Source organism: Streptomyces sp. NPDC093261 (assembly GCF_044753645.1).
Taxonomy (GTDB): Bacteria; Actinomycetota; Actinomycetes; order Streptomycetales; family Streptomycetaceae; genus Streptomyces.
Window position 1 is genome coordinate 1 of sequence record NZ_JBIVNO010000011.1, and the last position, 20167, is coordinate 20167.

Annotated in this window: 17 protein-coding genes and 1 pseudogene; 6 read left to right on the forward strand and 12 right to left on the reverse strand. The window is 70.4% G+C overall.

The genetic code is table 11. From position 1 onward, the window contains the following. The 5 genes from ACIP94_RS22790 to ACIP94_RS22810 all read right to left on the reverse strand — a co-directional run. Positions 1 to 507, reverse strand: a 507-nt coding sequence (locus ACIP94_RS22790; protein WP_402428483.1) for a nucleotide exchange factor GrpE, incomplete at its 3' end; no start/stop codon positions are given. Positions 508 to 517: 10 nt separating this feature from the next. Further along, the gene (gene dnaK / locus ACIP94_RS22795) at positions 518 to 2419 is read right to left on the reverse strand and encodes a molecular chaperone DnaK (RefSeq protein WP_402428486.1); all 1902 of its coding nucleotides are present in this window, start codon (positions 2417 to 2419) and stop codon (positions 518 to 520) included. A 79-nt stretch (positions 2420 to 2498) separates the two neighbouring features. Beyond that, positions 2499 to 3026, reverse strand: coding sequence for a general stress protein (locus ACIP94_RS22800; RefSeq protein WP_402428489.1), 528 nt, complete (start codon positions 3024 to 3026; stop codon positions 2499 to 2501). Between the two features lie 258 nt (positions 3027 to 3284). Further along, positions 3285 to 3851 (reverse strand): type 1 glutamine amidotransferase domain-containing protein, encoded by a 567-nt coding sequence (locus tag ACIP94_RS22805; RefSeq protein WP_402428491.1) that lies wholly within the window; start codon positions 3849 to 3851, stop codon positions 3285 to 3287. Between the two features lie 315 nt (positions 3852 to 4166). Then, a complete protein-coding gene (locus ACIP94_RS22810) occupies positions 4167 to 4616 on the reverse strand; it encodes a DUF1931 family protein (protein ID WP_402428495.1) in 450 nt (149 codons plus the stop codon). A 935-nt stretch (positions 4617 to 5551) separates the two neighbouring features. Here ACIP94_RS22810 and ACIP94_RS22815 point away from each other — a divergent pair. From ACIP94_RS22815 to ACIP94_RS22825, 3 genes are read left to right on the forward strand one after another with little or no spacing between them, the layout of a single operon-like run. After that, positions 5552 to 5929 (forward strand): DUF2267 domain-containing protein, encoded by a 378-nt coding sequence (locus tag ACIP94_RS22815; protein WP_402428498.1) that lies wholly within the window; start codon positions 5552 to 5554, stop codon positions 5927 to 5929. Between the two features lie 8 nt (positions 5930 to 5937). Further along, complete coding sequence (locus ACIP94_RS22820) at positions 5938 to 6063, forward strand: hypothetical protein (RefSeq protein ID WP_402428502.1); 126 nt, start codon at positions 5938 to 5940, stop codon at positions 6061 to 6063. A gap of 17 nt (positions 6064 to 6080) precedes the next feature. Further along, positions 6081 to 7136, forward strand: a complete 1056-nt coding sequence (locus ACIP94_RS22825) for an LLM class oxidoreductase (protein ID WP_402428505.1) — start codon at positions 6081 to 6083, stop codon at positions 7134 to 7136. 41 nt (positions 7137 to 7177) lie between these two features. On the opposite strand, the gene ACIP94_RS22830 is transcribed toward ACIP94_RS22825, so the two are convergent. The 5 genes from ACIP94_RS22830 to uvrA all read right to left on the reverse strand — a co-directional run bounded on the left by ACIP94_RS22830 (position 7178) and on the right by uvrA (position 13341). Next, the gene (locus tag ACIP94_RS22830) at positions 7178 to 7789 is read right to left on the reverse strand and encodes an NADPH-dependent FMN reductase (RefSeq protein WP_402428508.1); all 612 of its coding nucleotides are present in this window, start codon (positions 7787 to 7789) and stop codon (positions 7178 to 7180) included. Between the two features lie 13 nt (positions 7790 to 7802). Further along, the gene (locus ACIP94_RS22835; protein WP_402428511.1) at positions 7803 to 8648 is read right to left on the reverse strand and encodes an aldo/keto reductase; all 846 of its coding nucleotides are present in this window, start codon (positions 8646 to 8648) and stop codon (positions 7803 to 7805) included. A 100-nt stretch (positions 8649 to 8748) separates the two neighbouring features. Then, the gene (locus tag ACIP94_RS22840) at positions 8749 to 8952 is read right to left on the reverse strand and encodes a hypothetical protein (RefSeq protein ID WP_402428514.1); all 204 of its coding nucleotides are present in this window, start codon (positions 8950 to 8952) and stop codon (positions 8749 to 8751) included. 102 nt (positions 8953 to 9054) lie between these two features. Continuing rightward, the gene (locus tag ACIP94_RS22845) at positions 9055 to 10125 is read right to left on the reverse strand and encodes an NADH:flavin oxidoreductase/NADH oxidase (RefSeq protein WP_402428518.1); all 1071 of its coding nucleotides are present in this window, start codon (positions 10123 to 10125) and stop codon (positions 9055 to 9057) included. A gap of 747 nt (positions 10126 to 10872) precedes the next feature. Continuing rightward, positions 10873 to 13341 carry an excinuclease ABC subunit UvrA gene (gene uvrA / locus ACIP94_RS22850; protein WP_402428521.1) on the reverse strand — a complete coding sequence of 823 codons (2469 nt, stop codon included), beginning with the start codon at positions 13339 to 13341 and terminating at the stop codon, positions 10873 to 10875. A 316-nt stretch (positions 13342 to 13657) separates the two neighbouring features. Here uvrA and fdh point away from each other — a divergent pair, with 316 nt between their 5' ends. Genes fdh through nrfD form a run of 3 tightly spaced genes read left to right on the forward strand, consistent with a single transcriptional unit; the run spans position 13658 to position 19013 of the window. Further along, positions 13658 to 16948, forward strand: coding sequence for a formate dehydrogenase (gene fdh, locus ACIP94_RS22855; protein WP_402428523.1), 3291 nt, complete (start codon positions 13658 to 13660; stop codon positions 16946 to 16948). Next, on the forward strand, positions 16945 to 17964 hold the full coding sequence (locus ACIP94_RS22860; RefSeq protein ID WP_402428526.1) for a 4Fe-4S dicluster domain-containing protein: 1020 nt from the start codon (positions 16945 to 16947) through the stop codon (positions 17962 to 17964). The genes fdh and ACIP94_RS22860 overlap by 4 nt, the downstream gene beginning before the upstream one ends. After that, complete coding sequence (gene nrfD / locus ACIP94_RS22865; protein ID WP_402428529.1) at positions 17961 to 19013, forward strand: NrfD/PsrC family molybdoenzyme membrane anchor subunit; 1053 nt, start codon at positions 17961 to 17963, stop codon at positions 19011 to 19013. The genes ACIP94_RS22860 and nrfD overlap by 4 nt, the downstream gene beginning before the upstream one ends. Before the next feature lie 102 nt (positions 19014 to 19115). Here the strand turns inward: nrfD and ACIP94_RS22870 are convergent. After that, a pseudogene (locus ACIP94_RS22870) lies at positions 19116 to 19288 on the reverse strand (IS5/IS1182 family transposase); the annotation flags it as partial. A 134-nt stretch (positions 19289 to 19422) separates the two neighbouring features. Next, positions 19423 to 20055, reverse strand: a complete 633-nt coding sequence (locus ACIP94_RS22875) for an MBL fold metallo-hydrolase (RefSeq protein WP_402428532.1) — start codon at positions 20053 to 20055, stop codon at positions 19423 to 19425. Positions 20056 to 20167 lie beyond the last annotated feature (112 nt).

Below are 20167 nucleotides of genomic sequence, written 5' to 3' on the forward strand. Positions count from 1 at the left end.
CACCACGGTGTTGGGTTCAGCGTCCGGATCCTGGACCACGCCGACGACCTCGTGCCGGGCGGGGTCAAAGCTCACCCCGCTCTCGGCATGGCGCGCATAACCCAGGCCCTCCAGAATATTCACGGCCTGGTCACGGACAGCCCGGACGCCCTCCACGATCGCACCGGGATCGGCGCCCGCATGACTCAGAGCCAGTTCGAGGTTGTCGACGACGGGCAGGAAGGCCGCAGCCGTGCGGGCCCGTTCGACCGACCGTTCCCGCTCCAGCTCCCTGACGTGACGCTTGCGCAGGTTGTCCAGATCGGCCAGAGCGCGACGCCAGCGGTCCTCGACGTCCTTCAACGCTTCCGCGTACTCGTCCTCGGCCCCCACCGGACCGGTCGCCGCGTCCGGCCCCGGTTCGGCCTCCGTGGCCGGCGGGCCGGGCTCGGGCAGGTCGCCCTGCGGCGGTTGCGCGGCGCCCTCGGGCGGCAGGTCGGACGATCGGTCCTGGGGAGGGATCGGCATGGCAGGTACCTCAGCCCTTGTCGAACTCGGCATCGATCACGTCTTCGTCGGTGCCGGTCCCGCCCTGCCCGGAGCCGGCCGGACCGGTGGTGTCCGACTGACTCGCCGCCGCCGCTTCGGCCTGGTGGGCGGCGAGCCCGGCATAGACCTGCTGGAGTTCGGAGATCAGCGGCCTGGTCTTGTCGACTCCGGCCTCGTTCTTCACCGCGTCGCGGGCCTCCGCCACCAGCATCTCGGCACGGGCCTTCTCGTGCGCGGGCGCGGCATCGCCCAGCTCGCCCAGTCGCTTTTCGACCTGGTAGGCAATCGCGTCCAGCTCGTTGCGGGCGTCGACGGCCTCCCGCAGGGCCTGGTCCTGGCCCTGGTTGCGCTCGGCCTCCTGCACCATGCGCTCGACCTCGCTCCGGTCGAGGTTGGAGCTCTCACTGATGGTGATGCCCTGCTCCTTGCCGGTGTCCTTGTCGCGCGCGCTGACGTTGAGGATGCCGTTGGCGTCGACGTCGAAAGTGACATCGATCTGAGGCTCGCCGCGGGGCGCCGGGCGGATGTCGGTGAGCTGGAACCGGCCGAGCGCCCGGTTGTCGGCGGCCCGCTCGCGCTCGCCCTGGAGGACCACCACATCGACGGCCGGCTGGTTGTCCTCGGCGGTGGAGAAGGTCTCGCTGCGGCGCACCGGGATGGTGGTGTTCCGCTCGACGATCTTCGTCATCACTCCGCCGCGCGTCTCCAGTCCCAACGACAGCGGGGTGACGTCGAGCAGCAGGACGTCCTTGACCTCGCCCTTGAGGACCCCGGCCTGGATCGCGGCGCCCAACGCCACGACCTCATCGGGGTTGACGCTCATGTTGGGTTCCTTGCCGCCGGTCAGCCGGCGCACCAGCGCCTGGACGGCGGGGATGCGGGTGGAGCCGCCGACGAGGATGACCTCGTCGATGTCGTTCTCGCCGACCTTGGCGTCGGCCATGGCCTGCTTGACCGGGCCGAGGCACCGCTCCACCAGGTCGCCGGTGATCTGCTCGAACGTGGACCGCATGATCGAGTCGGTGAGGTGCTTGGGCCCGGAGGCGTCGGCGGTGATGAACGGCAGGTTGACCTGGGTCTGGGTGACGGAGCTGAGCTCGGTCTTGGCCTTCTCCGCCGCCTCGAAGAGGCGCTGCAGCGCCTGCGGGTCCTTGCGCAGGTCGATGCCGTTCTCCTTCTGGAAGTCGTCCGCGAGGTAGTCGACCAGACGCCTGTCGAAGTCGTCGCCGCCCAGATGGCTGTCACCCGCCGTGGACCGTACCTCGACCACGCCGTCGCCGACGTCGAGGATGCTCACGTCGAAGGTGCCGCCGCCGAGATCGAAGACCAGGACGGTCTCGTGCTGCTTCTTGTCCATGCCGTACGCGAGGGCGGCCGCGGTCGGCTCGTTGATGATCCGCAGCACCTCCAGGCCGGCGATCCGGCCGGCGTCGCGGGTGGCGGTGCGCTGAGCGTCGTTGAAGTAGGCGGGCACCGTGATGACCGCCTCCGTGACCCGCTCCCCCAGCTGCTTGGAGGCGTCGTCGGCGAGCTTGCGCAGCACCAGGGCGCTGATCTCCTCAGGCGCGTAGAGCTTGTCACGCACCTTGAAGCGTGCCTCGCCGTTTTCTCCCGGGACGACGTCGTAGGCGACGGCCTTGGCCTCCTCGGAGACCTCGTCGAAGTGCCGGCCGATGAACCGCTTGGCCGAGTAGATGGTGCCCTTGGGGTTGAGGATGGCCTGGCGGCGGGCCAGCTGGCCCACCAGGCGCTCGCCGGTGTCGGTGAAGGCCACCACGGACGGTGTCGTGCGGCTGCCCTCGCTGTTGGGCACGACGGTCGGCTCGCCGCCCTCCCACACGGCGATCACCGAGTTGGTGGTACCCAGGTCAATGCCCACTGCCTTGGCCATGAGGAACTCCTTCCGCGGTCGACGTCCGTCGGCGACCGGTTCATCCTCCGGGCCCTGTCCGCCCGGCTTCGAGACTCGTTCAGGTGGGCGTGGGGTCGCTGCGCGGGCGGCCGCCCTTCGAGGAGGCGCTCCCCGTGTTCGCGCCGCCCCTGCCGTCCAGCCCGGCGACCAGCCGGACGGCCTCATCGGCGACGTCCTCGTCGACCACGACGTCGTAGTGGCTGGGCTCCATCGAGCGGACCGAGGCGAAGTCCCGGCGGCCGCCCTGGGCCGCGTGCAGCAGGACGCCGAGCAGCGCACCGACGACCGCTCCGAAGATCAGCCCGTAGAGGGCGAGGAGCAGACCTGAGACGACCGGATTCAGCCAGTTCAGCAGCCCGAAGATCCAGCCGACGAGTACGCCGGGCAGCGCTCCGGTGGCTGCGCCGTGGAGAGCGGCCTCGCCATACCCCATTCGACCGATCACCTGTTCGACAAGACGCATGTCCCGACCGATGATCGCCACCTTCTGAACGGGAAAGCCCTGGTCGGCGAGGTGATCGACGGCACGTTCGGCTTCCTGGTACGTCGCGTACGAGGCAACGGTCCTGCGGGCCTGCTCGGTCATGGCCCCTCCTTCCGCCAGCGGACCGCCGAGCGGTCCCGACAGGCCCCAGAGTGGCTGTTCGCCCGGTCACCCCGCCTGCACCCAGCGGGTCGAAAAGCGGCACCGGTGGTCGGTCTGTGAGGACAGGAGGCGGGACGACGATTCGGGTTGGCGACTCGCGGCGGGGTGCTGACCGGCCCGAGGGGTGGAGCGCGGGCCCAGCGGGCCCACCTCCACCGTGCACCGCCTGCTCTCTCCGCCGCGACCAGGCCTTTGGGTTCAGCCGGGCGTGGGGTGGGAGTGCGCCCGGGCGAACTGCTCCACGACGGCGGCGCAGAAGGCGGGCAGGTCGGCCGGGCTGCGGCTGGTGACCAGCTGCCCGTCGACGACCACCTCCTGGTCGACGACCTCCGCGCCGGCGTTGCGCAGATCGGTGCGGATGCTGGGCCAGGACGTCAGGCGGCGGCCGCGCACGGCGTCGGCTTCCGCCAGGGTCCACGGGCCGTGGCAGATCGATGCGACCGGTTTCCCGCTGGCCATGAAGTCCTTGACGAACTGCACCGCGTCGCGGTCCATGCGCAGCTGGTCAGGGTTCATGGTGCCGCCAGGCAGGAGCAGGGCGTGGTAGTCGTCGACGGATGCGTCGGCGACCAGGCGGTCCACGGGGAAGGTTCCTGCCGCGTTGAGGTCGAACTGGCGGGCCTGGATCTCGCCGGGATGGAGCGAGACGATCTCGGTCTTCGCCCCTGCGCCCTGCAGCGCACCGCGCGGCTGGTCGAGTTCCACGCGCTCGACGCCGTCGGCGGCCAGAATCCCCACCCGCATCCCCCGGAGTTCCTGTGTCATGGTACGGCTCCCTTCACGAGTCGCTGGTTGTCCGACGCGAGCGGCAGGGACACCCGGCAGGGCCCGTCCGGATCCCTTTTCCGGATCGGGGACTGCTTTCCGGATCGGGGACTGCAAGGGCCGGCCGAGGGTGCCCCGAGAGCGTATGTGCGCGCGATCAGCCGGAGCTGCCGTCCGGGTGGAGGAGTGCGCGATGGCGAATCCTCGAGCTACCTGCCGCGCGAATCGGACCTCGGTGAAGGCTCCCATTCTCCGCCTTCCGGCCCCCGCCCGACATGCCAGTTCGGTCCGGCGACGTGCACCGGGGCGCGACTGCTACAGCAGCCGGTCGAAGACCGCGGTCACGCCGTCCCAGTGGCTGGTCTGCGGGTTCTTGACATCCGGATACATGATTTTGAACGTCTCGGCGAGGGCGACGCTGAGACCGCCGATGATCTCGGGGTAGCGCTCTTCGGTCTCCTGGGTGGGTGTCCTGTCGAGGGGAGGGTGCGCGGCGAGCTGTTCCAGGATCGGCTTCAGCTCGACCTCCTCGTCGAGCCGCCGGAACCGGTGGATGCTCTCCTGGAGGCCCTTGGTGAGCGGTAGGTCCCACGGTTCGACGGTATCCCGGTCGTTGGCCTTGGCCGACGCCTGGCCGACGACCAGGAGGTCGTAAAGCTTGGCGTCGACGAAGTCGCCGTACCGCTTCAGGTCGCTCTTGTCCACGTCGAGCCCTGCGGCGGCGCGGAAGAACCTCTCGAACTTCGACACACCCATCACGGTCATGCCTCTCGCCTCCTCACCGGGAACCGGACGGCGCCGTTGGCTTCCGTCGGCGCCGCCACCGGCTGTTACCCGGTCGAGATTCGCAGAGCCCCCTGCTGAGCGCCTCCGCACCCCAGGCCGAAAAAGAACACCTTCTCCCACCCTGTCAGAGCAGCATGAAACGCGCAGGCATCCCGGCCAGCCGTACGGCCGTCCCTCCGCAGGAGGCCGCACGGCGTTGCGGCGCCTCGAACGAGAGCCACTGACCAAACGACACGACCAACTCGGTAAAGCGGGGGCGCCCCGACGAGATTGGGACAAGGCCGGGCCCGGCGCAGGGGCCGGGCTGAAGAGCAGGCACCACCCCGCCCCTCTACAAACCAGCACCACACGGATCAGCCGCCCACCCCGACCATCACCCCCGAGCGTCACACGCGGCTTCGAGGGCCCTGGGGGAAGCGGGGTCGGCCAGCCCCGTGCTTGACGAGGACATGCACATCTCTGGGTGCGAGTGAGAGCCGCGCCGGCCGTGCCCCCGTCGATCGAACTGGAAGTGTGGCTGATCGACATCGCCCCACAGCGCGCCGCTGTCGAACGCTCTCGACGCCGAACGGGCCGGCCGGAAACGCGACGGCGGGAGAGTCGACCGCGCCCACAGGCACCGCGCCCTGACGCACGTCCGGCAGACCGGCGCCGGCGTCCCCTTCGCCGTGGCGGAGGCCGTCCGCACTTGTGCTCTGAGGTCTATCGAGCCCGCCGCCCTTCCTCCTGCCGGGAGCAGGCAGAGTGTGGCCCACATCGGGAGCATGGAAATGTCCGATTCCACTCGGCGTCTGCTGATGCGCATCCACCATGACGCGCATCAGCGCACCACCCCTACACGCACGACGCACCCTTCGGTGGCTGTCTCAGGTCCCACGCCAGGCAGTCGCAAAGCTTCAGGAAAAGGACGGCTCATGGACTACAAGACCTTCCTCGACACCATCACCCGGCGCGCCCCTGTCCCCCCGGAGAAGGCGGAGCCCCTCACCCGCGCCACCCTGGAAACCCTGGCCGAGCGGCTCACCAGGGGCGAGGCGGAGGACCTCGCGTCCGAACTGCCCAAGCCGCTGAAGGAACCGCTGGTCTCTCCCACCCCGGAGGCCGAGCCCTTCGGATTCGACGAGTTCATCGATCGGGTGAGCAGGCGAGCAGGGGTGAGCCCGGACGAGGCCCGTGAGGGCGTACGGGCGGAGCTGAGCACCCTGAGGGACGCGGTCAGTAATGGCGAGTTCCGCCACGTAATGTCCCAGCTGCCCCGGGACTTCGAGGCTCTCGTCGGCGCCCCGGGCTAGGAGGAGCCATGACCGACGAGGTCGGCGCCGTCATCGAGGAGACGGAACCGGCCGTACTCGTCGGCGAGGGGATGCGCGAGGACCTCCGGTCGGGCAACCTCAGCACGCGTCTGATGCGCCCGGACTCGGCATGAAATCGCCGGAGAATCGCATGACACAATCGACAGTTCCTTCAGCCGGCGCACCCGTGGACGTCGAAGGCGGAGCGCAGCGGCCGTTCTCCGAGCACGCGGCCATGGCCAGGGCGTATCCCGGCGGCAGGATGACCGTGGGCGCCATCACGCCCCTGGAGGGCTTCGACGGGCCCGTGCCGTCCCTGGCCGGGCACATCGAGCGGATCCAGCAGGCCGAGCGGGCCGGCTTCGCCTCGGTGTGGGTCCGGGACGTGCCACTGCTGGACCCGAGCTTCGGGGACGCCGGGCAGGTCTTCGACCCGTGGGTGTACCTGGGGCAGCTCAGCGCCCGCACCACCTCGATCACACTGGGGACCGCCAGCATCGTCATGCCGCTGCGGCATCCATTGCACACCGCCAAGGCGGCCGCCTCGGTGGACCAGCTGTCAGGCGGACGGCTCCTGCTCGGGGTGGCCACCGGTGACCGGCCCGTGGAGTTCCCGGCCTTCGGTCAGGACCTGGGCGGCCGGGCCGAGAGGTTCCGGCAGTCGCTGGAGTACTTCCGTGTCGTCCTCGAGCACCGTTTCCCGCACGTGGAGTCGCCGCTCGGCCGGATGCACGGCACCGATCTGCTGCCCAAGCCGGTGTACCGGCGGATCCCCGTACTGATGACGGGACGCGGCAGGCAGGACGTCCGGTGGATCGCCGACAACACGGACGGCTGGCTGTACTACACCCCGCCGCTCCAGCAGCAGGCCGAGAACATCCAGCGGTGGCGGGAGCTGACCCGGGGCGATGGCGGTGGGTTCAAGCCGTACGCCCAGGCCACCTATCTGGATCTGGCCGAGGACCCGCTGGCCCTGCCCCGGCGCATCCACCAGGGCTTCACGGTGGGCCGGGTGTCGTTCCTGGCGATGATGCGGGCCTGGCAGGACATCGGCATCGACCAGCTGATGATCAACTTCAAGCACAGTCGCCGTCCGGTCGCCGAAGTGATCGACGAACTGGCCGAACACGTGCTGCCGCACTTCCCACCCGGGCGCTCCGGGGCGCGCGGCGAGCACCCGCGGCCCGTGGGGCGGACCGGGCCCTGAGGAAGCACGACCCCGGCGCCCCCGGCGTGACATGGCCGGGCTCAGCCCCGGACGGCCCCGGACGGCCGCTCCTGCGCGTAGTCGCACGTGCCCTCCGCCCGGAACTGCAGGGCTGCCCTGGTCACCTCCGTGCCGAGGCCGCGCAATTGGTCCGCGACCGCCTGGTCGGTGAGGCGTCCGTCGCCATCGAAGACCCGGGAGGACCGCGGGACCGCGAACACCAGCGGCACGGCCCAGCCGCGCAGCGACCGCACGATGAACTCCATCGCGTTGATCGCCTGCAGGCCCTGCACCCCACCGGCGGTCGTCAGCATCCCCACGGGTTTGTTGCTGAGGTAGGGCGGGTCGTGGTCGGCCAGGAGGGCGAGCCAGTCCACTGCGTTCTTGAACGCGCCGCTGACCGACCCGTGGTAGGTCGGGCTGCTCCACAGCAGGGCGTCGGCTGCCTGAACGGTATCCGCAAGCCGACGGGCGGACGCAGGGATTCCGTGCTCGGACGTGTAGAACGGAAGGTCCAGCCGCTTGAGGTCGATCACCTGAGTGTCGGCGCCTGCATCGGCCGCCCCCTCGACCGCCACACACAGTGCGGTGAGGCTGGTCGACGGGGTGCGCAGCGAACCCCCCATTCCGACGACGAGCAGGGGGCGCGCCATCCTGTCAACTCCTTCACAGCATCTCCAGGGGCGTGGGCCCGCTGGGCGGCGGGAACGCCTCGTCGAGGGCGTCGAGCGCCTCGGTGGGAAGGTGGAGGTCCACTGCGCCGCGGTTCTCCCGAACGTGGTCGGGTGATCCGGAACGCGGGATCGCGGCCACCCCCTGTGCCAGCACCCAGGCGAGTGCCACCTGCGCCGGCGTGGCTCCGAGGGCCCGGGCCACGGCACCCAGAGCCTCGACCTTCAGCAGCCGCCCCTGCTCGATCGGGGAGTAGGCCAAGACCGTCACCCCGGCCTCGCGGCACCAGGGGAGGAGATCCCACTCGATGCCGCGCCGGGAGAGGTTGTACAGCACCTGGTCGACGGCCACGTCGTCGCCACCGGGAAGGGCGGTGAGCTCGGCCATGTCGGCGACGTCCAGATTGCTCACGCCCCAGTAACGGATCTTCTCCGCCTCCATCAGGTCGGTGAATCCCGCAAGGGTCTCCTCCAGTGGCCACCGTCCCCGCCAGTGCAGCAGGTAGAGGTCCAGCCGTTCCGTACGGAGCCGCCGCAGGCTGCCCTCGCAGGCGGCGACGGTGCCCTTCCGGTCGGCGTGGCCGGGCAGCACCTTGCTGACGAGGAAGACCTCCTCCCGGCGCCCCCGCAGGGCCTCCCCGACGAGCTCCTCGGCTGCGCCGTCGCCGTACATCTCCGCCGTGTCGACGACGGTCATGCCCAGGTCCACGCCCAGCCGCAGCGCGGCGATCTCCTGTTCCCGCCGGGCCGGGTCCTCGCCCAGGTACCAGGTGCCCTGCCCGAGCACCGCGATCTCCTCACCGGAGGGGAGCGCGATCGTTCCGGCCGATTCCGCAGACATCTCAGGCCTCCCGTCTGCCGCGGATCCGTGTCACGCGCACCCGCACCGAGTGCCCAGGTCCGCGCCTCCCAGACACCGGTGTCGCATGCGCCGCAGGAGGTCAGAAGGGGCGGGCGGACTGCGCCGAGCGCGCGCCGGGACCGGGTGCGCGATCGCGCAACGCGACGGCGACCGACACAACGGCGCCGCAGGAGAGGACCGCCGCGAAGCCGATCATCGCCGTCTGCACGGCGACGATCCCTTCGAACTCACGGCTCAGTACGGATATCCGCTGCAGTGTGCCGACACGGTCGGCTGCCGGCACCCACGTATCGACTCGCTCGGAAGTACGGGAAAGGCGGCGTTGCCGCATGGATCGCTCATACAGGAGGAGACCTCTTCGCCCTGGGTCCGATTCCCGGGTGCCTCAGCCGTGACGCGGGCGGCCACGCTCGTACTGCTTCGGCCACGGGACGTCGTCACGGAGCACGCGGGCCGCGCGGAGCGGCCAGGTCGGGTTGCGCAGCAGTTCACGCGCGAGCATGATCGCGTCAGCCGAGCGGTCCACGAGGATCTGGTCGGCCTGCTCCGGTGCGGTGATCAGGCCGACCGCGCAGACGGGCAGGGCCGCGCCCTCGCGGACGGCTCGGGCGAAGGGCACCTGGTAGCCGGGCTCCACTTCGATACGGGCGTTGTGGACGAGCCCGCCGCTGGTGACATCCACCAGATCGACGCCGTGGGCCACCAGGTGCCGCGACAGCTCGACCGTCTCCTCCGGGGTCCAGCCGCCCTCGGCCCAGTCCGTGGCCGAGAAGCGTACGAACAGCGGGCGGTCCTCCGGCCACTGCGCCCGTACGGCGTCGGTGACCTGGACCAGGAAACGGCTGCGCCCGTCGAGATCGCCTCCGTACTCGTCGCTGCGGTGGTTGGACAGCGGTGACAGGAACTGGTGCAGCAGATAGCCGTGCGCGGCGTGGATCTCCAGAACCTCGAAGCCGGCGGACAGCGCCCGCGCGGCGGCCTCGCCGAAGGCCCGGACCAGAGCGCGTATGTCGTCCGCGGCGAGCTCCCGCGGGGCCGGCCAGTCGCCGAATGGCAGCGGTGACGGTGCGACCGTCTGCCATCCTCCGGCCTCCGGTTGGACGTACACGTCACCCTCCCAGGGCGGTGCCGTCGACGCCTTGCGGCCGGCATGGGAGATCTGGATGCCGGCAATGGCTCCCTGCCCGTGGACGAAGTCGGTGATCCGCTTGTACGCGGCGGCCTGCCCGTCATCCCAGATGCCGGCGTCGGAAGGGGTGATCCGGCCCTCAGGTTCCACTGCCGTGGCCTCCTGCATGACCAGGCCGGACCCGCCGCGTGCCAGGGAACCGAGATGGACCAGATGCCAGTCCTGCGGATAGCCGTCGACCGAGCTGTACTGGCACATGGGGGCCACCCAGGCCCTGTTCGGAAAGGTCGTGCCGCGGAGGGTGAGCGGCGAGAAGAGACGGCTCATCGGAAGCCTCGCAGGGGGACGTAGGACGCCGGGTGCCGCGCAGCCGTCGAGCCGTGACGGCCTGGGCTCCTGCGGGCGCCCCTCACGGTGGGGTGTACTCGAGTACCCGGCCGCTCGTGGCACAACCACGGCCAGGGGTGCTCACCCAAGCGGATGTCCCGGTACGTGGCGGTCCCGGGCCGTGGCCGGGTCAAGCGGCATACCGCCGACGACGTCGACGCGCGCCGACATCGCCGCGATCGTTGGGGAGGAGGGTCCGTCATCGGTGCGGTCACCGGGTCGCTTGCCACGCCCCGCACTTCCGATGAGCGTGGGCCGGCAGCGCGGCCTGGGACAGCGGGACGCTCAGCTTGGCCCCACAGCCGGCGCACCCGAGAACGAACAAACGTCCTCCGTAAGGAAGCAGGGCATCGTCGCAGCTCAGGGGTCGACCGGCCACCGTGTTCCTCATCCGCCGCACGAGAGCGTGCAACGCGTCGGTGTGTACCCGCACCGTTCGAATTCTCGGTACGCCGGGTGCCTCCCGAAGTGGTGACCCCCTGCTGCCCGTTCTCAAGTTCCGGTCCAATTTCTGCGGAGCAGACCAACAGTCACTGGCAGTAGCGCCCCAACAGAGGTTGGACCAGAACCCGTTCTCGTGGACAAAGCCACGAGCGATGTCCGCCACAAGCTGGAACGAGACTTGGCGCCGCGGGCGACCCTGCGCCCCGAACCCGGCTGACCGGTGCTCAGCCCCTCGCGCTGTCGTCAGGAGCGCGCGAGCCGGGCCGCGAGATAGGGTGCCGTGGCGCTGCGGCGTGCCCTCGCCACCTTGGCCGGCGGGCCCGCCGCGACCACCCGCCCGCCCGCGTCGCCGCCGCCCGGCCCGAGGTCGATGACCCAGTCGGCGGTGGCGATCGTGTCCAGGTCGTGCTCGACGAGGACGACCGTGTTGCCGGCGTCGACGAGCCGGTGCAACTGTCGCAGCAGCAGCGCGATGTCCGAGGGGTGCAGCCCCGCCGTCGGCTCGTCGAGCAGGTAGAGCGCGTGCCCGCGGCGGGCTCGCTGCAGTTCGGTGGCCAGTTTGATGCGTTGCGCCTCACCGCCGCTGAGTTCCGTCGCGGGCTGGCCCAGCCGCAGGTACCCCAGTCCCACCTCGCGCAACGTCTCCAGACTGCGGGAGGCGGCCGGGACGGCGGACAGGAACTTGGCGGCGGCGTCGACGGAGAGCGCCAGCACTTCCGCGATGTTCTTGCCGCGGTAGGTGACTTCCAGCGTTTCGGCGTTGTACCGGGCGCCCTGGCAGGTCGGGCACGGCGCGTAGGTGCCGGGCAGGAACAGCAGTTCCACCGCGACGAATCCTTCGCCCTGGCAGGTCTCGCACCGCCCTTCGGGCACGTTGAAGGAGAACCGCCCGGCCGAGTAACCGCGCGCCCTGGCCTCGTCCGTCGCCGCGTACAGCTTGCGCACCGCGTCGAACATCCCGGTGTACGTGGCCAGGTTGGACCGGGGAGTTCGGCCGATGGGCCGTTGGTCGACCCGGACCAGCCGGTCGAACGACTCAACCCCCGACGCGTCCTGGACGTCGACCTCCAGCTGCGCCTCGTCGGGTTCCTCGGGTACGAGTCCGAGGTGGCCGCGGACGACCTCGGCGAGCACCTGCGTCACCAGCGTCGACTTTCCGGAACCGGACACGCCCGTCACCGCCGTCAGCACGCAGAGCGGTACGTCCACGGACACGTCGTGCAGATTGTGGCGGGAGACGCCGCGCAGGCGCAGCCAGCCGTGGGGTGTGCGCGGGCGGTGATCGAGCGGCTGGGCGCGCCCGAACAGGTACTGGCTCGTGGCCGACTCCGCGACCCGCTCGAGACCGGCGACCGGGCCGCTGTACAGCACGCGTCCGCCGCCCTCGCCCGCACCGGGGCCGATGTCGACCACCCAGTCCGCCCGCCGTACGACGTCCATGTCGTGCTCCACGACGAACAGCGAGTTGCCCGCCGCCTTGAGGCGGTCCAGCACGTCCAGCAGCGGTTCCGCGTCTGCCGGGTGCAGGCCCGCGGAGGGTTCGTCGAGGACGTAGACGACGCCGAACAGCCCCGAGCGCAGCTGGGTGGCGATCCGCAGGCGCTGCGCCTCGCCGGGCGACAGGGTCGTCGAGCGGCGTCCGAGGCTGAGATATCCCAGGCCCAGGTCGAGCAGTACGTCGATCCGCGCGACCAGATCGCCGCAGATCCGGACCGCGACCTCGGTCGTCTCCCCGGATCGGGCGGTCGACGTGGTGGCGTCGGCCTCGGACCGCTCCGCGACGGGCCGCAGCAGCGCCACGACCTCGGTGAGCGGCATCGCGTTGATCTCGGCGATGGAACGTCCGGCGAAGGTCACGGCGAGCGCCTCGGGCCGCAGTCCGCTGCCGTGACAGGCGGGGCAGGGCACACTCCTGACGAACCGGAGCGCCCGTTCGCGCATCTTCTCGCTCTTGGAGTCGGCGAGGACGTGCATGATGTGCTTGCGGGCGCTCCAGAACCTGCCCTGGTAGCCGTAGTCGACGCGGTCCTCCTCCGGCTCGACGTACACGGAGGGCTGCTCGTCCGTGTACAGCAGCCAGTCCCGGTCCTTCTTCCTGAGCCTGCGCCACGGTCGGTCGATGTCGATCCCCAGGCCGCTCACGACACTGCGCAGGTTGGCTCCCTGCCAGGCGCCCGGCCAGGCGGCGATCGCCCCCTCGCGGATGCTCAGCGAGGGATCCGGAACGAGCAGGTCCTCGGCGACGTCGTGCACGACGCCCAGTCCGTGGCACTCCGGGCAGGCGCCGGCCGCGGTGTTGGGTGAGAACGACTCGGCTTCCAGCCGTGCGGCCCCGGGCGGATAGGTCCCGGCGCGGGAGTACAGCATGCGCAGCAGATTGGACAGCGTGGTGAGGGTGCCGACCGTCGAACGCGAGCTGGGCGACCCGCGTCGCTGCTGCAGGGCCACGGCCGGTGGCAGTCCGGTGATCTCCTGCACGTGCGGTGCGCCGACTTGTTGCAACAGCCTTCGGGCGTACGGTGCCACGGACTCGAAGTAGCGCCGCTGGGCTTCCGCGTAGAGCGTGCCGAACGCGAGCGAGGACTTGCCCGAACCGGAGACGCCGGTGAAGGCGACCATCGCGTCCCGCGGAATGTCGACATCGATGTTCCGCAGGTTGTTCTCACCGGCGCCCCGGACATGCACGAAGGGGTCGGTCGCGTCCGTGTTCACCGTTCCTGATTACCTGATCGCGCCGCGAACCGCGCGACAGACGCTGTCACCGGGCCCGCTCACAAGCAGCGTCGCCTGTTGATGCCGCGCCGTCCAGGCCCCCGCGGATGGACTCCGGTGGATGCCGGCATCGTCGGTACGCACCGGCGTACCGGCTGTGCGGCACCGGGTGCATTCAGTGGCCCGTCTCCCGGCCGTGGTGCGGTCCGGGCTGCCGTCGTTGCACCGGTGCCTCGCCGCCCGACGTCGACTTGCACTCGGTCCCCGCGCGAGTAGCGTCGATCAAGGCGTATGGCACCCATGAAGGAGCGAGCGCATGGGCCTGGAACGGTGGATCGGTCAGTGGCCCGTATACCGGCAGCTCACCGGCCCCGACCGGCTTGGCCGGGGCAAGGCGGCCGAGTCCCCGCGCTCGGCGGCTCTCGGACCCCGCACCGACCGCGCGGACCGAGTCGCGGACTCCGTCTGCCCCTATTGCGCCGTGGGCTGCGCGCAGCGTGTCTACGTCAAGGACGACCGGGTCATCCAGATCGAGGGCAACCCGGACAGCCCGATCTCGCGCGGCCGGCTGTGCCCGAAGGGATCCGCCAGCAAGCAGCTCGTCACCGGCCCGCAGCGTGAGCAGAAGGTCCGCTACCGTCCGCCGTACGCCACCGAGTGGCAGGACCTCGATCTGGACACGGCCATGGACATGGTGGCCGACCGGGTGCTGGACGCCCGCCGCAGGGGTTGGCAGGACACCGACGACTCCGGGAAAACACTCCGCCGCACCATGGGCATCGCCAGTCTGGGCGGCGCGACGCTGGACAATGAAGAGAACTATGTGATCAAAAAGCTGTTCACCGCTCTGGGCGCGCTCCAGATCGAGAACCAGGCGCGTATTTGACACTCCGCCACGGTTCCCGGTCTGGGAGCCTCGTTCGGACGCGGCGGCGCCACCGACTACCAGCAGGACCTGATCAACGCCGACTGCATCGTCATCATGGGCTCCAACATGGCCGAGGCCCATCCGGTCGGCTTCCAGTGGGTGATGGAGGCCAAGGCACGCGGCGCCAGGGTCATCCACATCGATCCGCGCTTCACCCGGACCAGCGCACTGGCCGACCAGCACGTCACGCTGCGGGTCGGCACCGACATCGCGTTCCTCGGGGGCGTCATCAACCACATCCTGTCCAACGACCTCCATTTCAAGGAGTACGTACAGGCGTACACCAATGCCCCGTTCCTGCTGAGCGATCGTTACCAGGACACCGAGGACCTGGACGGACTGTTCAGCGGCTACGACCCGCACACCGCCTCCTACGACCCCTCCAGCTGGATGTACGAGGGCATCGAGGCCGAGGAGCGCCCGGGCAGGCGTCACAAGGAGCAGGCCGCGGCCTACCAGCACGGTGCCGGCGGCCCGGTCGTCCAGGGAGGCGCCGGAGACATCGCCGCCGACCCCACGCTGCAGCACCGACGCTGCGTCTTCCAGGTGCTCAAGCGGCACTTCGCCCGCTACACCCCGGAGATGGTCGAGCGGATCTGCGGGGTGCCCCGGGAACGGTTCCTGGACGTGTGCCGGGCCTGGACGGAGAACTCCGGCCGGGAACGCACCGCCGCGCTGGTGTACAGCGTCGGCTGGACCCAGCACTCCGTCGGCGCCCAATACATCCGTACGGGTTCGATCATCCAGCTGCTGCTGGGCAACATCGGCCGCCCCGGCGGAGGCATCTACGCCCTGCGCGGGCACGCCAGCATCCAGGGCTCCACGGACATCCCGACCCTGTTCAACCTGCTGCCCGGCTACCTGCCGATGCCGGACACCACCCACGAGAACCTGACCGCCTACCTGGACGGCATTCGCCGCCCCGACCAGAAGGGGTTCTGGGGCAACGCCGACGCCTACATGATCTCCCTGCTCAAGGAGTACTGGGGTGAGGCGGCGACGGCAAAGAACGACTACTGCTTCGACTACCTGCCCCGCATCAACGGCGATCACGGCACCTACCGCACCGCCATGGACATGGTCGACGGAAAGGTCTTCGGCTACTTCCTGCTCGGTCAGAATCCCGCGGTCGGGTCCGCGCACGGCCGCCTCCAGCGCCTCGGCATGGCCAACCTCGACTGGCTCGTCGTCCGCGACCTGACCATGATCGAGAGCGCCACGTTCTGGAAGGACGCCCCCGAGGTCGAGACCGGCGAGATCGTCACAGAGCGCTGCCGCACGGAGGTGTTCTTCTTCCCCGCCGCCTCGCACGTGGAGAAGGCCGGCACCTTCACGCAGACCCAGCGGATGCTGCAGTGGCGGGACAAGGCCGTCGAACCAAGCGGCGACCAGCGGTCGGAGCTGTGGTTCTTCTACCACCTCGGCAGGCGCGTCAAGGACAAACTGGCCGGCTCGACCGACGACCGCGACCGGCCCGTGCTCGACCTTGCCTGGGACTACCGCACCGAGGGCGACGAACCGTCCGCGGCGGACGTGCTGCGCCATATCAACGGCATCGACCTGCGGACCGGCCGGACCGTCGGCGGCTACCCCGACCTCAAGGCCGACGGCAGCACGGCCTGCGGCTGCTGGATCTACAGCGGCGTGTACGCCGACGAGACCAACCAGGCCCGGCGCCGCAGATCCCGCTTCGAGCAGGGGCCCTACGATCCCGAGTGGGGCTGGACCTGGCCGCTGAACCGGCGGGTGCTCTACAACCGTGCCTCCGCCGATCCGCAGGGCAGGCCCTGGAGCGAGCGCAAGGCCCTCGTCTGGTGGGACGAGGACCGCGGGGAGTGGACCGGACACGACACCCCGGACTTCGAGAAGGACAAGCCGCCCCACTACCGGCCTCCCGAGGGCGCATCGGGGCCGCAGGCCCTGAGCGGCGAGGACGCGTTCATCATGATGTCCGACGGGAAGGCGTGGCTGTTCGCGCCCACCGGCCTGGCGGACGGCCCGCTGCCCACCCACTACGAGCCGCACGAGTCGCCCGTGCGCAACCTCCTGTACGGCCAGCAGGCCAACCCCACGAGGAAGGTCTACGGGCGCCGCGACAACCCCTCCAACCCGGCTCCCCCCGAGGCGCACGGGGATGTGTTCCCCTTCGTGTTCACGGCGTCGCGCCTCACCGAGCACCACACCGCCGGGGGCATGAGCCGCCAACTGCCGTACCTGTCGGAGCTGCAGCCCGAGCTGTTCGTGGAGGTCTCGCCGGAGCTGGCGGCCGAACGCGGCCTGCGCCACCTGGACTGGGCCCACGTGATCACCAGCCGGACAGCGGTGGAGGCCCGCGTCTTCGTCACCGACCGGATGGCGCCGCTGCGCGTCGAGGGCCGGACCGTCCACCAGGTCTGGATGCCCTACCACTGGGGCAGCGTCGGGCTCACCACCGGCGACGTCGTCAACGACCTGATCGGAGTGGTGGCCGACCCGAACGTGCTGATCCAGGAGAGCAAGGTCCTGACGTGCGACATCCGCCCCGGACGACGGCCCAGGGGACCCGCCCTCCTCGCATACGTCCAGGACTACCGCCGCCGGGCCGGGATCACACCGCAATCCGGCACCCGCATCGCGACGACGGGCGACGACCACAGGCCGACCCACACCGAGCCCCACCGGGGGGAGGATTCCCCATGACGGACGAGCACAGTCTGTACGGGCCCCTTGAGGACCCCGCCGCGGACGCCGGCCACCGCGACCACCCGCCCAGGGTCGGCTTCTTCACCGACACCTCCGTGTGCATCGGCTGCAAGGCGTGCGAAGTCGCCTGCAAGGAGTGGAACGACGTCCCGGAGGACGGCCTCGACCTGCTGGGCATGTCCTTCGACAACACCGGCATGCTCGGCGCGAGTTCCTGGCGGCACGTCGCCTTCATCGAGCAGGAACGCCCACTGGGACGACAGGACCCCGGCCTGTCCGACCTGCCCACCGGGCCCTCGGCCGGCGAGCACACCGCCGAGGTCGTCGCGGACGCCCTGCGGGACGCGCCCCGGGGCGGTGGCGAAATGGGCACCGAGCCCGTCGACCTGGGCTTCCCCTCCTTCGACCTGCCCGGCGCCGGTACCGGCGCGGACACCCGTACCGACTTCCGCTGGCTGATGTCCTCCGACGTGTGCAAGCACTGCACCCACGCCGGATGCCTCGACGTCTGCCCCACCGGAGCGCTCTTCCGCACCGAGTTCGGCACCGTGGTGGTGCAGCCCGACATCTGCAACGGCTGCGGCTACTGCGTGTCCGGCTGTCCCTACGGGGTCATCGACCGGCGGCCCGACGACGGCCGGGCCTGGAAGTGCACCCTGTGCCACGACCGCCTGCGCGGCGGCCTCGAACCCGCCTGCGCCAAGGCCTGCCCGACCGACTCCATCCAGTTCGGGCCGCTCGACGAACTGCGGGAGCGGGCCGACCGGCGACTGGAGCAGTTGCACGAGGCGGGCGTGGGCGAGGCACGGCTGTACGGGCGCGATCCCGAGGACGGAGTGGGCGGCGACGGCGCCTTCTTCCTGCTGCTCGACGAACCGGAGGTCTACGGGCTGCCGCCGGACCCCGTCGTGCCCACGCGTGACCTGCCGTCCATGTGGAAGCACGCCGCGGTGGCGGCCTCCGCGCTGCTCGCGGCCACCGCCGCCGTCTTCGTCAGGGAGGGTCGCCGATGACCGACGACGACGGACTCCTACGCGAGCCGCGCAGCGACGCGGGCGCCGCCGACCTGCATGCGCCCACGTTCGGCGCGGGCCGCGACCGACACGACGACCAGGGCGTCGTAGCGGACTCGGAGTTCCGCTCCTACTACGGGCGGCCGGTACTGAAACCGCCGGTGTGGGAGTGGAAGGTGCCGGCCTACCTGTTCACCGGCGGCCTGTCGGCCGGTGCCGCCCTGCTCTCCGCCGGCGCCGACCTGACCGGCCGTCCGGCCCTGTGCCGCGCCATGCGCCTGGGCGGCTTCGGTGCCCTGCTGGCCAGCAGCTACCTGTTGATCGCAGACCTCGGTCGTCCCGAACGCTTCCACCACATGCTGCGGGTGGCCAAACCCAGTTCACCGATGTCCGTCGGCACATGGATCCTTGTCGCCTACGGACCCGGCAGCGGCCTGGCCGCCATGACCGAGCTGCTGCCGAGCTCCCTGCGCGCCATGCTGCCCGGCCGCCTGCCGGCTCGGGTCGGCCGGTTGGGAGGCCTGTCCTCGGCCGCGTTCGCGCCCGCTCTGGCGTCCTACACCGCGGTGCTGCTCTCCCAGACGGCTGTGCCGGCCTGGCACGAGGCACGCCGGGAATTGCCCTTCCTGTTCGCGGGGTCCGCGGCGGCGAGCGGCGCGGGGCTCGGGATGCTGCTGGCCCCCGTGCACGAGGCGGGCCCCGCCCGACAGCTCGCGGCTCTCGGGGCGAGTGCCGAACTCGTCGCCGCCCGGCTGATCGAACGCCGGCCGGGCCTGGAGACCAAGGCCTACACCAGAGGCCGGGCCCATCGGCTGCGCCGGGCATCCGAATACCTCACCCTCGCCGGTGCCCTGGCCGCCGTCACCGTCGCCCGCCGCAGCCGCCCCGCCGCTGCCGCCGCCGGGCTCGCCCTGCTGGCCGGCAGCGCCCTTCAGCGGTTCGGCACCTTCGACGCGGGCGTCGCCTCGACCAAGGACCCGGCCTACGTCGTGGTTCCCCAACGCGCACGTCTGAACGCCCGTGGCGGGCAGCACCGGCAGGGGAACTGACGAACGCCCAGGTCCACCGGCTTATGGCACCCCACTGGGGGATCACGAAATTGGGTAGGGGCCTTCCGGCCTTGTGCAGACCGCGACATCAAGGCTTTACCCTCATTTGCCTGAGCCGGTCAGATGCAGGGTGAGGACGGCCCGGACAGGCAGGTGATCCGGGTGGTCGAGCACCGGAGCTTGCGGAGGAGTCGCCAGGACGAGGGTGGCCATGGCCTGCACTCGACGAGTGCACGGATCTTCGTATAGGACCGGTTCACCACCTGCTGACCGGAGACGGCTCACTCGGCCGAAAAACCATCTACCAGAAGCTTCACCACGTTGTCAGCCCAACTGCCGAGCAACGTCGTCGGATTGGAAAGGGCTCAGTGGCACCCCGGCCGTCTTCGGCTTCCTGAGTCTCTCGCTCTCACGTGATGCGGCGGAGCCAGTCCTCCACCCGCTCGCCCACCTCGCCGACCGTGGTGACGTCGCCATGCCCTGGGCACACCACCGTCTCGGGGGGCAGGGTGACGAGGCGCTCGCGGATCGAGTGGATCATCGCCTGGAAGTCGGAGTCCTCCGGCCCGATGGCTCCAGGGCCGCGCGAGAGCAGCATGTCCCCGGTGAAGACGCTGCGCAGCGCCGGATCGTACAGACTTACGGATCCCGGCGTGTGTCCCGGAGTGTGACGTACCGTCAGAACAGTTCCGGCGACCTCGATCTCCCGGCCGTCGACGAGTTCCTCGTCGGGGACACGGCTGGGAAAGCTGCGGCGCCACAGCTCCAGGTCGTCCGGGTGCAGCATGATCGGAGCCCCGGTGCGGTCGGACAGAGCCACCGCTGCGTCGACGTGTCCGCTGTGTGCGTGGGTGCACGCGATCGCCACCGCGCGGCGGTCGCCGAGCGCCCTGGCGATGACGTCCGGCTCGTGTGCGGCGTCGACCACCAGCGCCTGCTCGTCGTCACCGACGATCCACACGTTGTTCTCCATCGGCGTGGTGTCGGCGTCCGGCCCGGCCACGACGCCGGCCGTCACCACGCACTCGACCCGGGCGGTCACGACATCACCGCCGGGAGTGCTCGGCCGCGGGCAGTCACCCGCGTTCCGGGGTCCTTTGTTTGCCGTTCCATGGAACAGCCCCTTTCCGGATGAGGCCCTCTACCCCCAGTGG

What these genes read in the sequence shown, in the direction of transcription:
- dnaK (WP_402428486.1), bottom strand. Translation starts at nt 2,419, where the DNA reads ATGGCCAAGGCAGTGGGCATTGACCTGGGTACCACCAACTCGGTGATC.
- ACIP94_RS22800 (WP_402428489.1), bottom strand. Translation starts at nt 3,026, where the DNA reads ATGACCGAGCAGGCCCGCAGGACCGTTGCCTCGTACGCGACGTACCAG.
- ACIP94_RS22805 (WP_402428491.1), bottom strand. Translation starts at nt 3,851, where the DNA reads ATGACACAGGAACTCCGGGGGATGCGGGTGGGGATTCTGGCCGCCGAC.
- ACIP94_RS22810 (WP_402428495.1), bottom strand. Translation starts at nt 4,616, where the DNA reads ATGACCGTGATGGGTGTGTCGAAGTTCGAGAGGTTCTTCCGCGCCGCC.
- ACIP94_RS22815 (WP_402428498.1), top strand. Translation starts at nt 5,552, where the DNA reads ATGGACTACAAGACCTTCCTCGACACCATCACCCGGCGCGCCCCTGTC.
- ACIP94_RS22820 (WP_402428502.1), top strand. Translation starts at nt 5,938, where the DNA reads ATGACCGACGAGGTCGGCGCCGTCATCGAGGAGACGGAACCGGCCGTA.
- ACIP94_RS22825 (WP_402428505.1), top strand. Translation starts at nt 6,081, where the DNA reads ATGACACAATCGACAGTTCCTTCAGCCGGCGCACCCGTGGACGTCGAA.
- ACIP94_RS22830 (WP_402428508.1), bottom strand. Translation starts at nt 7,789, where the DNA reads ATGGCGCGCCCCCTGCTCGTCGTCGGAATGGGGGGTTCGCTGCGCACC.
- ACIP94_RS22835 (WP_402428511.1), bottom strand. Translation starts at nt 8,648, where the DNA reads ATGTCTGCGGAATCGGCCGGAACGATCGCGCTCCCCTCCGGTGAGGAG.
- ACIP94_RS22845 (WP_402428518.1), bottom strand. Translation starts at nt 10,125, where the DNA reads ATGAGCCGTCTCTTCTCGCCGCTCACCCTCCGCGGCACGACCTTTCCG.
- ACIP94_RS22860 (WP_402428526.1), top strand. Translation starts at nt 16,945, where the DNA reads ATGACGGACGAGCACAGTCTGTACGGGCCCCTTGAGGACCCCGCCGCG.
- nrfD (WP_402428529.1), top strand. Translation starts at nt 17,961, where the DNA reads ATGACCGACGACGACGGACTCCTACGCGAGCCGCGCAGCGACGCGGGC.